Genomic DNA, 16,280 nt, shown 5'->3' with positions numbered 1-16,280 from the left:
TCTCCGCTCCGTTGTACAGCGCCGTTACCAGGCGACTGGTAAACCAGGCGCCTTCTCCCGACTTGCAGGCGACGGCCGCCAGTCGATCCCCGTTGCTCCGGCGAGTCACTGTCAAGTGACGGCATATGCGCCTGCTGGCGGAGAAGTAGGGGGAGTCAGCCACCACCTCCACATTCGCTCCCCAGGGGCTACTCGATAGTGTGGTGGCACTCCCGGCGGGGGTTTGGGCAAGAAACTGCGACAAGTCACCGGAGGCAGGGATGCCGGCAGGCTCGCTCATGATCCCCTGGGCGCTGTTCGGCTGGGTAAGCGGACGCTGAACACAGCCAGTGATCAGCACCGTAGCAAGGAGAAGCGTAACCGTGGCACCCCGGAGAAAGACGCTTTTCCTCGGAACACCCGAGGCCCTTACAGACGTCCGCCTCTCGACGACAACCGGCTCTGAAAACGTGCAATATCGAAGCATAATCATAGCGAAATTCCCAACGTCGTCATGCGAAAAACGACGAATAACTGTTACAGATTTTTTAGCAATTTCGCAATAATATCTTGCTCGCTCATTATCTCGGTATTGACAGAAACCTCTGGGTTCACAGGCGCCTCATAAGGGCTATTGATGCCAGTAAAATCAAGGATCTTGCCTTCTCTTGCCTTCTGATACAGCCCCTTAGGGTCTCTCTCTTCACAGACATCCAGGGGCGTATCGACAAACACCTCGATAAAATCATCGCTAAGAAACAGCGCCCTGGCCGCCTCTCTATCTGCTCGGAACGGCGAAATAAATGCGGTAATAACGATCACCCCAGCCTCTGCGAACAGCCGAGCAACCTCACCGACTCGTCGAATATTTTCCGCCCTGTCCTGCTCCCCCATGCCAAGGTCCTTGCAGAGCCCATGCCGGACATTGTCGCCATCCAGCAGCATGGTGTGATACCCGCGTCGATTGAGCTCCACCTCCAGAGCATTGGCCAGGGTCGACTTGCCGGAGCCCGATAACCCGGTAAACCAGACGCAGCAGCCACGGTGGCCATTGATCCTCTCTCGCATGGTCTGGGTTACTGTGGTGCGGTTCCACACCACGCTGGCCTTGCTGTCGTGTTTGCGGAATTCGTAGGGCAGCTCCGCATCCGACGGACTGTGGATCATCCCGGCACCGACGGTAAGATTGGTCAATCGATCGATCAGAATGAAGCAGCCCGTGCCAGGGTGGGTACGATAGTCGTCGACAGGTATCGCGGTGGTGAGCTCGACACGGCAACGCGCGATAGCATTGAGATCCAGCTGCTCCCCGTGCCGTTGCTCCAGGGTGTTGACGTCCACCAGGTAGTCGATGGCGACAACCTTTCCCGCAAGGTCCCGAGTGGCCAGCTTGATGTCATACAATTTTCCGGGTTCCAACGGGGACTCGTGCATCCACACAATATCGGCCTCGAATTCCGACCGAAGCGGCACCTGATCATCGACCCCGACGATCCAGTCTCCGCGCGATGCATCGATCTCGTCGCTCAAGGTGATGGTCACCGCTTGTCCGGGAAACGCCGCATCGAGATCGCCATCCATGGTAACGATGCGCTTCACCTGACTGGTGGTACCGCTCGGCAACACCTTGACCGCCAGTCCGGGAGTCAAGACACCGGAGCTGAGGGTGCCCGCGTATCCCCGGAAATCCAGATTGGGCCGGTTGACGAACTGAACCGGCAAGCGCACATCTCGCAAATTCTGGTCGTGCCTGATCTCGACCTCTTCCAGCAGCGTGAGCAGGCTGGGACCGTCGTACCAAGGCATCTCGCTGCTGGGCTCGACCACGTTGTCGCCTTTCAGCGCAGACAGCGGGACAAAATGTATATCCCGGGCCTCGAGTCGATCCATGACGTGCCGATACTCGTCGACGATCTGCAGATAACGATCTTCGTCATACGCCACGAGATCCATCTTGTTGACCGCTACCACAAGGTGCTCTATGCCCAGCAGGTCGCAGATGAAGCTATGACGACGCGTCTGGGTCTGCACACCGTGTCGAGCATCAATCAGGATGATCGCAAGACTGGCCGTGGAAGCGCCGGTCGCCATGTTGCGGGTGTACTGCTCATGCCCCGGCGTGTCGGCAATGATGAACTTGCGTCTCTCGGTGGAGAAGAATCGATAGGCCACATCGATGGTGATTCCCTGCTCACGCTCTGATTGCAGGCCATCCACCAGCAGCGCGAGATCCACCTCGTCACCGGTGGTGCCGCTAGTGCGAGACGCCTGGGTGATGGCGGCCAGCTGATCCTCGTAGATCATCTTGGAATCATGCAGCAGGCGCCCGATCAGAGTGGACTTGCCATCATCGACACTGCCGCAGGTAATGAAGCGCAGCAGGTCCTTGTTCTCGTGTTCCTTCAGGTAGCGTTCGATGTCGCTGGCGATCAGCTCGGATTGATGGGACATGACGAATTCCTGGTAGAGGCGCAAGCCACAGCACCCGGACAAGGATGCCGAGGAGACTAGGGCTGAACCGAAGTGCAATCTGGAGATTGGAAGAGCGGAGCGTGGAGAAATGCGGCGAGCACGTAGTCGCGGTCTTTGCCGTCTGGTGGAATGATGGGTGTCGCCACCTTCAGGGGAGCACCCCCACCGTCAATTCGCGAGTTCAGTACAAGACGGCAGGAGAACAGCTGTTCCGGCTAGTCTAGAAATAACCCTCGCGCTTCTTCTTTTCCATCGACCCCGCCTGATCGTGATCGATGGCTCGACCGCTGCGCTCGCTGGTCCGCGTCAGCAGCATTTCCTGGATGATTTCGGGGAGGGTCGCGGCTCGAGATTCCACCGCACCGGTCAGGGGATAGCAGCCGAGGGTACGGAATCTTACCCAACGCTCCTGGGGCGTCTCGCCCTCCCGCAGCGGTAGCCGGTCGTCGTCGACCATGATCGTCATGCCATCTCGCTCCACCACGGGCCGTGGTGCGGCGTAGTACAACGGCACAATGGGGATTCCCTCGAGATAGATGTATTGCCAGATATCCAGTTCCGTCCAGTTGGAGAGAGGAAAGACGCGAATCGACTCCCCCTTGTTCACCTTGGCGTTATACAGGCTCCACAACTCGGGGCGCTGGCTCTTCGGCTCCCACCGATGATGCCTGTCACGGAAGGAGAAGATGCGCTCCTTGGCACGACTCGCCTCCTCATCCCTGCGGGCACCCCCAAAGGCTGCGTCGAATCCGTGGTGGTCAAGTGCCTGCTTGAGAGCGGCGGTCTTCATCACGTCGGTATACTTGGCGCTACCGTGATCAAAGGGATTGATATCGGCCGCGACACCCTCCTGATTGATATGCTCGATCAGCTCCATGCCGGACTGCTTCGCCATGAGATCGCGAAAGGCGATCATCTCGCGGAACTTCCAGGTGGTGTTCACGTGCATCAACGGAAAGGGGGGCGTGCCGGGAAAGAATGCCTTGCGCGCCAGATGCAGCATTACCGATGAATCTTTGCCGATCGAGTACATCATGACCGGAGAACGGAACTCGGCTGCGACTTCTCTGATGATATGGATCGATTCGGCCTCCAGCTGTCGGAGGTGTGTCTGGCGATCGGGTAGTAGTTCCATGACGGATCGAAGTCCTCGGAAAGGGAAACACTCGCCGGCGGGATGTGTGGAGCTCGGCCGACTCGACCCGCGTGACGTAGCCGCAGCCGTTGGCCCGAATAGCCCACAGCAGCACCAAGGCTTCAAGCGCCGGTGAGTGGGCGCGGCATGTGATCCGCGAGTTGGTGCAGAAGAGGGTCACTGGGACTGGTGGCGATGAAGCACGCTACCGCCCCGGGATGTCACGGACGCCTTCCCCTGCCCTGCTTCAACGAATTTTGCCCTCGACCGTGGTAGCAAACAGACGAGTAACATTGATAACGGTTCATTAACACTTGATCACAATCATCGATACTAATGTTTTTGTACTTCTCCATCCAGACACGGGCGAGGTTATTGGCGGGCAATAAACGGTTACTGCATAGAGAGTAATCCGCCTCCCTTTAACTATGCTGCAATACAAAAAACATATAAAAAGCAACAAGCACGCCGCTTCACATAAAAATCCAAAAACTCTACAAAAAGCAACAACATATGTAATTATAGTGGATAAAAAAAGGCATTCTAACTGCGTATTTTTCGTTACAGCACAAAAACAATCTTCGCGCCTAATCCTTAGGTACAATAAAAGGAATATGCCTTGGCGAATTTAGGTTAGATATAGGCAGATAACTGCACAGAATTTTATCAATCAACTTCGACGGTATTGTTTTTCAATTAAAGTTCACCATCTTGGCGAAAAACATTTCTGGATCGTCAGAAGTGCCAACATCCGATAAATGTAAGCTTCTAGCGTCTCCCCTCGTAGCCAAGGCCATGAGGGGGCGCCCAGAGAGCCGCTTTCGTGAGGAAATCGCCATTGAGCAGGGCAACTAACTGTGCCGAACTTTAGCTCCCAGGCCGCTCCAGGCGCGTGCTTCCTCCAGTCTGATCCGTCTCAAGGAGGTCCTCCTGGTCCCCCAGGGCCACCATGTCGGTCGACGGTCCGCCGTCACCGGGCACGTGATGACAGGCGCCCTGCAGGGCGCGGAGGAACACAAGAATCAGGAGGCAGAGAGGCAGAGAGGCAGAGAGGGACAGAGGGGCAGAGGGACAGAGGGACAGAGGGACAGAGGGACAGAGGGACAGAGGGACAGAGGGACAGAGGGACAGAGAAAGGTAGAGGCAGAGAGAGGTAGAAAGTAGATAGCGTGGGGCCGGTCATGGGAGAGGGAGCACCACGGCACACCGCGCGCCCAGGCATCCCACGTCGAGAAGTCCCAAGATGAAGAGGCGTGCTGGCGTGGGGTGACAAGCAGAGCAGGGAACAGCTCAGGCTCTGCGCCGCCAGGGGGCAGAGCCTGAGCCTGAGCTTGAACGGGAAGGTTGAAGTGGAAGGTTGAAGCGGGGGCCTGAAAGACCCGGCCCCCGGCTCACTATCAGGACATCAAGCGGGGGTTGGCGCGGCAACCCGCTCGGGGTGATTGGCCGGCGCTGAGGCAGAGCTGGCAGCCTCACTCAGGGTAAATCCTGCCACCATCCGCCCCAGTCGGTCGGCCTGTTCCAGCAGGTGCTCGGTGGCAGCAGAGGACTCTTCGACCAGACTCGCGTTCTGCTGCGACATGCGGTCCAGCTCCGCCACCGCGATATTGACCTGTGCGATACCTTCGCTCTGCTCTTCCGCCGCCACGCTGATCTCGTCCAGGCTCAACGTGACGCGCCCGACCTGTTGAACGATCTCGCCCATGGTCTCGCCCGCCCGGCGCACCAGCTCGGTACCGCTGGCCACGCGCTCGCCGGAGGTCTCGATCAAGCTACGAATTTCACGGGAAGCCTCGGCGGACCGGGTGGCCAGTTGGCGTACCTCACTGGCCACCACGGCGAAGCCACGGCCATGCTCCCCGGCCCGGGCCGCCTCCACCGAAGCATTGAGCGCCAGCAGGTTGGTCTGAAAGGCGATACCATCCATCACCTTGACGATGGCGCCGATCTGCACAGAGGACTCGGTGATCGACTCCATGGTGTCCACCACCTGGTCCACCACCTCACCGCCTCGCTCGGCGACGTCGGTGGCCTCCCCCGACTGCCGCCTGGCATCGCGCGAGGCCGCCGCCGTATGCGCCACGGTGCTGGTGATCTCCTCGATCGATGCCGAGGTCTGCTGCAGGCTCGATGCGGTCGTTTCGCTGCGTCGCGACAGGTCCTGCCCTCCCAGTGCGATCTCGCCGGCGGCAACCCGCACCGACTCGCTGCTGTCCCGGATGGTGATCATCACCGCCTCCATGCGCGACACGAAGCGATTGAACGCACTCGCGATCTGGGCCACCTCATCCTTGCCGTCCTCCGGCAGGCGGCGGGTCAGGTCTCCGTTGCCACTGGCGACGTCGGCCATGGCATCCCGCGCAATCGACAGTCGCTTGAGCGCGAGGGTCAACAGCACGCTCAGCAGCAGCAGTGCCACCAGGCCGACGATCACCAGAGTCCAGAGCGCTGCCTGTGTCACCTGCTGAAGGCTGGCACCGGCCTCCCGACTGTCCAGGGCAATCACCAGTCGCCAGTCGGTACCGCTGATGGGCGTGGCGAGAAGCTCGCGCTGCCGTCCGCCGATGTCTACGGTGACAGGGCGTGCCTGGTCACCCAGCTGCGTCAGGAAATCCGGCGTCAGACGCGCCGACAGCTCGGTCGCCGGCGCCAGGCTCAGCGTGGCATCAGGATGCGCCACCAGGGCTCCCTCACCATCGACGAGGAAGGCAAAACTGCTCGGCGTCGGCGCGATGTCGGCCACCACATCGATCACACCGTCGATGGTGATATCGCCACCCACCACCGCCTTGAGCCTGCCCTCATCAAAGAAGGGAGTGGCGAAGGTCACCACCAGCCCCCCCGTGTTGGCATCCTTGTAGGGAGGGGTCACCACGGTCGCTTCAGCCTCAACGGCCTGCTGATACCAGGGGCGCTGACGCGGATCATACTCTGCGGGGGCATCCCAGCCGTCGGAGAAGATCACATCTCCACTCGCGGCCTCGGCCAGATAGGTGGTGAGAAAGCCGCCCCCGGCCTGCAACTGCAGCAGCGCCGCCAGGGGTTCGGCATCGGACACTGCCGGCGCCAGTGCCTCGAGCTGGCGTGCGTGGCTCGACACCCACTCATCGATGGCCACCCGATTGCCTTCGGCGACCGAGGCCAGCTGCTGCGCATCCTGGCGCTCCTGATGGTGATGCAGAATGCTGAGGTTGACCGCTCCATTGATGGCCAGGGCCACCACTATGACGGCCACGGTGGTCAGCAGGAGCCGAAATCTCAAGGAATGAATCATGTCGCTCTCTGTCAAGGGTTACGCCTTGCGGCTGCAAGGTCGACACAAGCGACTATCGGCCATCGAGAATGCCTCTTTAGCCCAAGTTTGACGATTACCCCCTTTCGCCTCCCGAATGGCTCCCGAACGGCTCATCGACGATAGGGAAACGGGCCGCGCCCGTCAGGCGCTGACACCCTGCGCGAATCGTCTGGCCTGCCGGCGCTCGCGCCAGGCCTGCAGCCCCCGCCACCACGAGCGCTGCGTTGTTGGCGTCATCTCGCCGATGCAGGTGTCGTCGTCTTCGTCGGACAGCTGCATGTGCGCGCTGGATTGCCCCAGCGCCAGGGCGGTGCCGGTCAGACGTTCGGCTTCCTCCCGTGAGCGCTCGACCATCTGGGCGTTGCGCTGGGTAACACCATCGATCTCGGCCATCGCCCGATGAATCTGATCGAGGCCCTGATGCTGCTCTCCGGCGGCCTGTTCCAGTTCTGCGATTCGGCCCCCCAACTGCCCGACTGCCGCCGCTATCCCCTGGATCGACAGATCGGCGGCGCGGGACTGCCTCGCGCCATCGGCCACGCTCTTGCTGGAAGCACCGGTCAGGCTGCGAATCTCGCCGGCCGCTTCGGCGCTGCGCGCCGCCAGGCCGCGCACCTCCGCCGCCACCACCGCGAAGCCTCTGCCGTGCTCGCCGGCACGGGCAGCCTCCACCGAGGCATTGAGGGCCAGCAGGTTGGTCTGAAAGGCAATATCGTCGATCAGCTTGACCATCGCCTGCACCTGGTCGGCGTGGCGCTGGATCTCGTCCATGGCCGCCGCCACCGCTGCGACGCCCTCGCTGCCCTTGCTGGCACGCTTGCCCACATCGCCCGCCAGGCGGTTGGCGTCCCCCAGATGCTGCACCGTCTGGGCCACCGTCGCCGTCAATTGCTCGAGGCTGGCGACCGTCTGCTCCAGGGCCGATGCCTGGCGCTGGGTACGGGTGGCCAGTTCGCGACCATCATCGAGCATGCGTTCGGCATTGTGACGCAGGTCATCGCTGGTCTCGCGAATCCCGCGAATGTTCTTCACCAACGCCCGTCGCAGTGACTCCACGCCCCGATACAGCTGGCCCACTTCGCTGCTGCCCATATCGGGCAGGCGACGCTCGAGTCGGCCCTGGGCCATCGCCTCGAAGTGTTCCAGCAGCTGCTTCAACGGGACCAGCAGGTAGCGTCGAACCGTCAGAGCCATTGCCATGGCCAGCACCAGAGCCAGGGTGAGCGCCGCCGCCAGGGCGAGGTTCATGCTGTCTGCCAGGTGCCTGAAGCCGGCAGCCAGCCCCTCTTCCTGCTCCAGCGCCAGGGTGGAAAAGGCCTCCACGCTATCGACAAAGGCCTGGCTCATGCTGGTCAGTCGAGCCTGGCCCGAATCATAGGCGCCAAGATCTCCCTCCTTGAGCAACATCAGCTGCAGTTCCAGGCCGGTGGATACCAGCGAGCGGAAGTGGCGCTCGAGCGTCGCCTTGTTGTCTGCCTGGGCCTCGCCGACATCGATTGCCATGAAGGCCTCGAAGGCCTCCCTGGCCTCGCTCAGCAGCGTCTCGGCAGAGGCGATCACCGGACCCGGTCGATCGAAGGACGGCACCCGCGTCAGCCTGGCCGCTCGATCCATCTCGACGCGTGAACGAAAGACCCTGGTCTGGGCAAGATTGAGCAGACGGAACTGACCGACGTGCTCGTCGCGCATTACATCGAAAGCCTCTCGTCCCTGCTGGTTGGCATAAAGGCCCAGTCCACCCAGTCCGACCATCAATATCAGAAAGAGAGACAACGCCAGCAGCCCGCTGGCACGTATGGAGAGCGTTCGAAAAGACGTCATGGAGCAAATATCCCTGGTTGCCCCGCTTCTCGGGCGAGCGGGTGCCGAAGGAATATCAGCAAAACATTACATAAAGATGTCGGCAGACGATGAAGGGATCGCCGAGGGGGTAGCCGAGCGCGGCACCTACACCTGCATGTTCATCACATCCCTGTAGGCCGATACCAGGCGATTGCGCACCTGCTGGCCCATCTGAAAGGCCACGCTGGCCTTCTGCATGTCGACCATGACGTCGTTGAGCTCGACCCCCGGCACCCCGGCCTGGAAGGCCTTGGCCTGCGAATCGGCGGTGGCCTTGAGCTCGTTGATGCGCTGGATCGACGACTTCAAGGCGTCGGCGAAGCCGGCGTCGGCCTGGGCCGCCTCGGTGTTGCCCCCCAGTGTCGGGGACGACACCTGGCTGGCCTCGCGGGCCATGGTGGTCATCTGGGCAAGGGCCGATTGCATCGCGGGAGTCGACATGACGGGTCCTGTGTCTCGTTGGCCAGTGACGGAGGCGCATCGCCTCCACGACAGCAAGCCTAACAAGAGCGAGCGCACCGTCATCGAAGCAAATGGCCGTCAAAACATGGGCTATTTCGATCATTGGCTGGCCACAGCCCCGGGATAATGGGCATCAACACAGAACCGGGCACCGCCCGCGGCCACCCGACCCACGGACCACCGGTCATGCCAATGAACAGCCCCCATTTGCCGTCCCCCGACGGGAGTCGTCCATGAGCTCAGCGGCCTCCGCCTCAAGCTCCGGCCCCCTGTCCGGGCTGACGTCCCGCTTACGCGGCAAACCCCTGATTCCCTTGATGATCGGGGGCGCCGCCGCGATTGCTCTGATCATCGCCCTGGTGATGTGGGCCTCGCGCCCACAGTACCGAGTCCTGTTCAGCAATCTCAGTGAAGCCGACGGTGGCGCCATCATCACCGAACTCGATAGCCGCGGGGTGCCTTATCGCTTTTCCGCCGGCGGCCACGCCTTGATGGTGCCGGACGACCAGCTGCACACCCTGCGCCTGCAGCTTGCCGAACAGGGCCTGCCCCACGGTGGCAACGTCGGCCTTGAACTGATGCAGGATCAGGCCTTCGGTATCAGTCAGTTCGCCGAGCAGATCAACTACCAGCGCGGCCTGGAAGGCGAGCTGGCCAGATCCATCGCCTCGTTGGGCCCGGTGGCCAACGCCCGTGTCCATCTGGCCCTGGCCAAGGACTCGGTGTTTGTACGCGAGCGTCAGCCGGCCAAGGCTTCGGTGGTGCTGACACTCGAGCCTGGCCGACGTGTCGGCGAGGGTCAGGTGGCCGCCATGGTCCACCTGGTCTCTTCCAGCGTGCCCGACCTGGCCGGTGAAGACGTCACCGTGATCGACCAGAACGGGCGCCTGCTGTCATCTGCCGACGCTGGCGGCCTGGGGCTGGACGGCTCGCAGCTGGACTACGTCGCCGAAATCGAGCGTTCCTACCAGCGGCGCATCGAGGACATCCTGGCGCCGCTGGTCGGCCATGCCAACGTGCGTGCCCAGGTCACCGCCCAGATCGACTTCTCCCAGCGTGAAGAGACCCAGGAGCGCTACACCCCGAACCAGCCGCCCGCACAGGCGGCGGTCCGCAGTCGCCAGACCAGCCTGGACATCAATGGCCAGGGTGACCTGGCCAGCGGCATTCCCGGCGCCCTGAGTAACACCGCGCCAGGTACCTCCGCGTCACCCATCGACAACGGTGATGACGCGCAGCAGGAGAACGACGAGGCCGCCGCCGATACCGCCGAACAGGAAGAGGCGTCACCGCAACGCCTGCGGCGCGATGACGTCACCAACTACGAGCTGGATCGACAGGTATCGCATGTGCAGTACCAGAAGGGAGGCATCGAACGCCTGTCCGCCGCGGTGGTGGTGAACTACCAGGACGGCGTCGATGAGGAAGGCGAAGCCACTCTCACCCCCCTGTCAGCGGAACAACTCGCCGAGATCGAGGCACTGGTGCGTCAGGCCATGGGCTTCTCGGAAAGCCGCGGCGACGCCCTGTCGGTGGTCAACAGTGCATTCGCCCAGGCACCCGAGGTCGCAGCCCCCACCTGGTGGCAGGACCCGATGGTCCATCAACTGGCCAAGGAACTCGGTCGCTATCTGCTGATCATCCTGGCCGTCGCTCTGCTCTACCTGCTCGTGCTGCGTCCGCTGATCCGTCGTTATACCGAGGCTCCGGTGGCCCCGGCCCCCATGCCCAGCGCCTTCTCGGCACGGGTCGGCGACGACGAGAGCGACGACGAAGAGGCGTCCGAGGGTGACAGCGAGACGACCGACGGTGAGGACGCCACCTACGGCCGCGACAACCGCCGCCGGCGCAAGGCCAGCGCCTACGAACAGAACCTCAACGACCTGCGCGAGCTGGCCCAGGAAGATCCCCGCATGGTCGCCATGATCGTACGCAGCTGGATGAACGCCAATGACTAACATCGAAGCCTCGAGCGGCATCCGCCGCAGCGCCGTACTGCTGCTGGCCCTGGACGAGGACAGCGCGGCGGAAGTGTTCAAGTTTCTCAACGCCAAGGAAATCCAGCAGCTATCGAGGGAGATGACCCAGCTCGGGCAGATCTCCCACGAAGAGATGCGCCGCGTGCTGCAAGACTTCCACACCGAGACCGAGGAATTCATCGGTCTCAACATGAACTCCAGCGAGCACATCCGCTCGGTGTTGACCAAGGCGCTCGGCACCGAACGTGCCTCCAGCCTGATCGAGGACGTCCTCGAAACCGCCGGCACCAGCAGCGGCATCGATGCCCTCAACCTGATGGAGCCGTCCATGGTGGCGGAGCTGATCCGTGACGAGCATCCACAGATCATCGCCACCGTGCTTGTGCACCTCGAGCGCCACCAGGCGGCCGACGTGCTCGAGTTGTTCGACGACAAGCAGCGCAACGACGTGGTACTGCGCATCGCCACCTTCAGCGGCGTCCAGCCGGCGGCACTGCAGGAACTCACCGAAGTGCTCACCAGCATGCTCGACGGCCAAAACCTCAAGCGCAGCAAGATGGGCGGTGTACGTACCGCGGCGGAGATCCTCAACCTGATGAACACCACCCAGGAAGAGGCCGCCATCGACACCGTGCGCGCCCACAGCGAGGACCTGGCTCAGAAGATCATCGACGAGATGTTCCTGTTCGAGAACATCGGCGACCTGGACGACCGCAGCATCCAGCTGTTGCTCAAGGAGATCGAGACCAACAGCCTGGTCATTGCGCTCAAGGGAGCCCCGGAAACGCTCAAGGCCAAGTTCCTGGTCAACATGTCCCAGCGCGCCGCCGACCTGCTGCAGGAAGACATGGACGCCAGAGGGCCCATTCGTATCTCCCAGGTGGAGACCGAGCAGAAGGCCATCCTGCAGGTGGTGCGTCGCCTGGCCGACAACGGCGAAATCGTGCTCAGCGGAGGCGACGAAGCCTATGTCTAGGACACCTCGATTCAGTGAACCTGGCACGCCGGCGAGGAGGGTCTCGGCATGAGCCAATGGCGCCGCTGGAACATGGGCGAGCTGCCCGAGGAAGGCGACGACGGCACCACCGAGGCCGCAGCGACCCCGCGCCCGCCCACTCGCCAGGAACTCGACGACGAGCGCCGCCGGGCCCGCGAGACGGGCCACCGCGAGGGCCATGCCCAGGGCCACCAGAAGGGCTACGACGAGGGCTACCAGAAAGGACTGGCCCAGGGCCTCGAGCAGGGCCTGGCCGAGGGCCGCGCCCGCGCCGAGCAGGAGATCGCCGACGCCCTGAACAGACGCTGTGAAGAGGCCCTGGCACCGCTTGGCCGACTCGTCGACGAGTTCCGCACGGCACTGTCCGAGCTGGACGATGCGGTGGCCGAGGATCTGACCGATCTGGCCCTGGCCACCGGCCGGCAGCTGGCGGATGACGCCCTCAAGGCCCGGCCACGCCAGGTGGTGGAGCTGGTCCAACGGCTTTTGCACACCGATCCGCCACTGGTGGGACGCCAGCGCCTGTGGCTGCACCCGCTCGATCTGCGCCTGGTGGAGCGCCACCTGGGCGAGCAGCTCGAGGCCGCCGGCTGGACCCTGCGCGCCGACGAGCGTCTGCACCGTGGAGGCTGCCGGGTCAGCGGCGAACAGGGCGATATCGACGCCACCTGGGAGCGTCGCTGGCAGGCGGTGAATCGCCAGGTGCGCAGAAGGGCCCCGCGCCACACCCCCGAACCAGAGGATCATGGCGTCGCCCACGAGGACGATGCGCCATGAACGGCCCCCAGATCCACCAGCAGCGCTGGCAGCACGCCCTCAAGGCCGTCGCCCATCGCGTCGAGCCCCTGCCCATGACCAGGGCCACAGGCCGCGTCGTGCGCGCCACCGGCATGGTCATCGAAGCCGTCGGCCTGCAGGTGGCGCTGGGTGACAGCTGTCGCATCGAGCTCCCCGGCACGGCAGATCATACCGCTGCCGGCTCAGCGCACGACTACGCCGAGGCCGAGGTCGTCGGCTTCGCCGGCGATCGCCTGTTCCTGATGCCGCTTGGCGAGATCAGTGGACTGATGCCCGGCGCCCGGGTGCTGCCCCTGGGCGACGGTAGCGTCAATGCCTCGCGGCGCTTTCCGCTGGGCGAGAGCCTGCTGGGCAGGGTCGTTGACGGCACCGGGGCTCCGCTGGACGGTCTCGGTGAGCTGGATGACGCCCCCCGGGCGCCATTGGCCACACCGCCGCTCAACCCCCTGTCTCGTGCTCCCATCGAGGAACAGATCGACGTCGGCATCCGCGCCATCAACGCCCTGCTCAGCGTCGGCCGCGGCCAGCGCATGGGCCTGTTCGCCGGCTCCGGCGTCGGCAAGTCGGTGCTGCTCGGCATGATGGCGCGCTACACCCGAGCCGACGTCATCGTGGTCGGACTGATCGGCGAACGTGGCCGCGAGGTCCAGGACTTCATCGACAACATCCTCGGGCCCGAGGGCCGGCGACGTGCCGTGGTAGTGGCGGCCCCCGCCGACACCTCGCCACTGCAACGACTCAAGGGCGCCGCCTATGCCACCCGCCTGGCCGAAGGCTTTCGCGACGACGGCAAGAACGTGCTGCTGATCATGGACTCGCTGACCCGCTACGCCATGGCCCAGCGCGAGATCGCCCTGGCCATCGGCGAACCTCCGGCGACCAAGGGCTATCCGCCCTCGGTGTTCGCCAAACTGCCGGGGCTGGTGGAGCGCGCCGGCAACGCCGAGCCCGGTGGGGGATCGATTACCGCCTTCTATACCGTGCTGACCGAAGGCGACGACCAGCAGGACCCCATCGCTGACTCCGCCCGCGCCATCCTCGATGGCCACGTGGTGCTGTCGCGCAGCCTGGCGGAATCCGGCCACTACCCCGCCATCGACATCGAAGCCTCGATCAGCCGGGCCATGAACGCCATCGTCGACGACGGCCAGCGCCGCCAGGCCCAGGGATTCAAGGCCATGTTCTCGCGCTACCAGCGCAACCGTGACCTGATCAGCGTGGGCGCCTACCAGCCCGGCCACGACCCTCGCCTGGACGAAGCCGTGCGCCGCTATCCGGATCTGGAAGCCTTTCTGCAACAGCGAATCGACGAATGCGCCACCCTCGAGGCCTCGCGTCAGGCGCTCTCGTCCACCCTGGGAGGAACCCCATGAGAACCCCTCTGGACACCTTGACAGAGCTGGCCCGGGACGCCCGCGACCAGGCGATGCAGCACCTTGCCAGCGCCCGCCGAGACGAGCGTCAGGTCGCCGATCAGCTGTCGTCGCTGGAACACTACCGACAGGAATACGCCGAGCGTCTGCACCAGAACATGCGCAGTGGCATCGATCCGGCCACCCTGCACAATACTCAGCGCTTCCTGCTGTCGCTTGACGATGCCCTGGCCACCGCACGACGAGCGCTCCAGCAACAGCGCCAGAAGGTCAGCGACAGCCAGCGCGAGTGGCAACACGAACAGCAGCGCCTCAGCGCCTACGACACCCTGGCCGAACGCCGTGCCCAGGAAGGCCTGCGCCTGCAGGCCCGCCAGGAACAGCGCTCCAGCGACGACCTGATCAACAGCCGACTGCAGCGCGGCAGCGCCATGCCCGGCGGCTACTGACCTTAAAGGAACTCACCATGGACCTCACCCTGTTGGGCCTGGCAGGCCCCGTTTCTTCCCAGGCCAGTGGCAGCAAGGGCGCCGCCGCACCGGTCGGTGGCGACTTCGCCCAGCGCCTGGCCGCACTCGGCGGCCAGGCGGCCCCCCTCGACAATACCGGGCGTCCCGCCAATGGCCAGGCCAGCGACAAGGCGTTCAGTGATCAGGACCATAGCGAGCCCCAGGACTGGACACTGGCACTGCTGGCCGTTGCCTCATCGGCCCCGGGCCCCCACGGGCAGCCCGCTGCTGGCGCAGACCAGCTGGCGTCATCAGGACTCGGCGCACCAGGCTTGAACGGCGCACCGCGGGACGCTACAGGCGCAGCGCTTGCCGGGCAGCTGCCCGGCGGGGCGCATGCACTGCTGACACAAGGCGGCGCCGCAAGTCAGCAGGCACTGCCGCTGGACGTCGCAGCCCAGGCCACACCGGCGCTCTCGACGTCTCCGCTATCAGGGCCGTCGGCGCAGTCTCAGCTTTCGCCCCAGGTTCGGGCCCAGGTCCAGGTCCAGAATCAGGCCCCAGCACTGCAGAGCGCCGCCCTCGACGCCACCGCCGCCACGGAAAATGCGCCCGCCCAGTCACGCCTGGCACAGGACGCGCTCCCGGCGCTGCATCGACTCCCCAGGGCCGAGCATCCGGTGGATCGCGCTCCCTCGGCGGCGCAGCAGGCAGCCATGGCCGCCGGCAGCAATGCGCAGGGTAATTTACAAGGACAGGCACCCGTTGCCCCGGCGGGCCTCGCACCCGGCGCCCTGGCTCCAGACACGGCCGGCTGGATGGCCCAGGGCACAGGGTCAGGCGCTGCGGAACTGCGTCCCGGCGAGATCCTTGCTGGCGCTGCCCGGGGCGAGGCCGATGCCTCGCTGGATGCCGTGCTCTCGCCCACCGCCTCACAGGCACGGGGCGCGTCGCCCTTTGGCTCCTCCCTGGCCGCCGCCATGCCCCCGGGTACCAATGCCTCACTGTCATTCAACCAGGCCGCCTGGCCGCAGCAGCTCGGCCAGACCCTGGCAAGACTGTCCAGCCAGGGCGGTGCGGGCGAACAGCAGGTCGAGTTACGCCTGCACCCTGCCGAACTCGGCTCGCTGGGGGTGACCCTCAAGCTGGGCGAGCACGGTGCCCAGGCCCAGTTCTTCTCGGCCCACGCCCAGGTGCGCCAGGCCCTTGAGCAGGCCATTCCCCAGCTTCGCGAAGCCCTGGCCGAACAGGGCATCCAGCTCGGTGACGCCTCGGTGAGCGACCAGGGCGCACAGTTTGGCGGCCAGCAACCCTCGGACTCTCGCGGCCAGACATCGCTGGCAGCCTCCGGCCAGGGCAAGGGCGAGTCGATGGAGCCGGCCACCACGGCAAGCTCTGCCCCTGACCAGCGCCACGACTCAGACGATGGCCGCGTGGACATCTACGCCTGACGCATAGGGCTGGGTACGCGCCTGGCCTGCGCCTGACCCACGCCCTTC

General features: G+C 64.0%; 11 protein-coding genes. 6 read left to right on the top strand and 5 right to left on the bottom strand.

Translation table 11 applies throughout. The features are described from left to right. Nucleotides 1-516: 516 nt before the first annotated feature. From cysN to fliE, 5 genes are all read right to left on the bottom strand, one after another. Nucleotides 517-2,430, bottom strand: a complete 1,914-nt coding sequence (cysN, locus tag C9F12_RS08690) for a sulfate adenylyltransferase subunit CysN (RefSeq protein ID WP_108448604.1) — start codon at nt 2,428-2,430, stop codon at nt 517-519. 241 nt (nt 2,431-2,671) lie between these two features. Further along, nucleotides 2,672-3,586 (bottom strand): sulfate adenylyltransferase subunit CysD, encoded by a 915-nt coding sequence (gene cysD / locus C9F12_RS08685; protein WP_108448603.1) that lies wholly within the window; start codon nt 3,584-3,586, stop codon nt 2,672-2,674. A 1,405-nt stretch (nt 3,587-4,991) separates the two neighbouring features. After that, nucleotides 4,992-6,860 carry a methyl-accepting chemotaxis protein gene (locus C9F12_RS08675; RefSeq protein WP_108448601.1) on the bottom strand — a complete coding sequence of 623 codons (1,869 nt, stop codon included), beginning with the start codon at nt 6,858-6,860 and terminating at the stop codon, nt 4,992-4,994. Between the two features lie 162 nt (nt 6,861-7,022). Beyond that, on the bottom strand, nt 7,023-8,702 hold the full coding sequence (locus tag C9F12_RS08670; RefSeq protein ID WP_108448600.1) for a methyl-accepting chemotaxis protein: 1,680 nt from the start codon (nt 8,700-8,702) through the stop codon (nt 7,023-7,025). Between the two features lie 126 nt (nt 8,703-8,828). Next, nucleotides 8,829-9,164 carry a flagellar hook-basal body complex protein FliE gene (gene fliE / locus C9F12_RS08665; protein WP_045992432.1) on the bottom strand — a complete coding sequence of 112 codons (336 nt, stop codon included), beginning with the start codon at nt 9,162-9,164 and terminating at the stop codon, nt 8,829-8,831. 254 nt (nt 9,165-9,418) lie between these two features. Between fliE and fliF the strand changes: the two genes are divergently transcribed. Genes fliF through C9F12_RS08635 form a run of 6 tightly spaced genes read left to right on the top strand, consistent with a single transcriptional unit; the run spans nt 9,419 to nt 16,232 of the window. Further along, on the top strand, nt 9,419-11,143 hold the full coding sequence (gene fliF / locus C9F12_RS08660; RefSeq protein WP_108448599.1) for a flagellar basal-body MS-ring/collar protein FliF: 1,725 nt from the start codon (nt 9,419-9,421) through the stop codon (nt 11,141-11,143). After that, nucleotides 11,136-12,140 carry a flagellar motor switch protein FliG gene (gene fliG, locus C9F12_RS08655; RefSeq protein ID WP_108132073.1) on the top strand — a complete coding sequence of 335 codons (1,005 nt, stop codon included), beginning with the start codon at nt 11,136-11,138 and terminating at the stop codon, nt 12,138-12,140. Before fliF ends, fliG begins: the two co-directional genes overlap by 8 nt. Nucleotides 12,141-12,188: 48 nt before the next feature. Then, nucleotides 12,189-12,938: a flagellar assembly protein FliH gene (fliH, locus tag C9F12_RS08650; RefSeq protein WP_045992435.1), complete on the top strand. Its 750-nt coding sequence runs from the start codon at nt 12,189-12,191 to the stop codon at nt 12,936-12,938. Beyond that, nucleotides 12,935-14,332 carry a flagellar protein export ATPase FliI gene (gene fliI, locus C9F12_RS08645; RefSeq protein ID WP_045992436.1) on the top strand — a complete coding sequence of 466 codons (1,398 nt, stop codon included), beginning with the start codon at nt 12,935-12,937 and terminating at the stop codon, nt 14,330-14,332. Before fliH ends, fliI begins: the two co-directional genes overlap by 4 nt. Then, on the top strand, nt 14,329-14,781 hold the full coding sequence (gene fliJ, locus C9F12_RS08640; protein ID WP_108132071.1) for a flagellar export protein FliJ: 453 nt from the start codon (nt 14,329-14,331) through the stop codon (nt 14,779-14,781). The genes fliI and fliJ overlap by 4 nt, the downstream gene beginning before the upstream one ends. 17 nt (nt 14,782-14,798) lie before the next feature. Next, entirely contained in the window at nt 14,799-16,232 is a 1,434-nt protein-coding gene (locus C9F12_RS08635; protein WP_108448598.1) for a flagellar hook-length control protein FliK, read from the top strand. Nucleotides 16,233-16,280 lie beyond the last annotated feature (48 nt).

The organism is Halomonas sp. BN3-1 (assembly GCF_003056325.1).
In the GTDB taxonomy this organism is placed as follows: Bacteria; Pseudomonadota; Gammaproteobacteria; order Pseudomonadales; family Halomonadaceae; genus Halomonas; species Halomonas litopenaei.
This window is presented reverse-complemented; position numbering and strand designations above follow the sequence as displayed.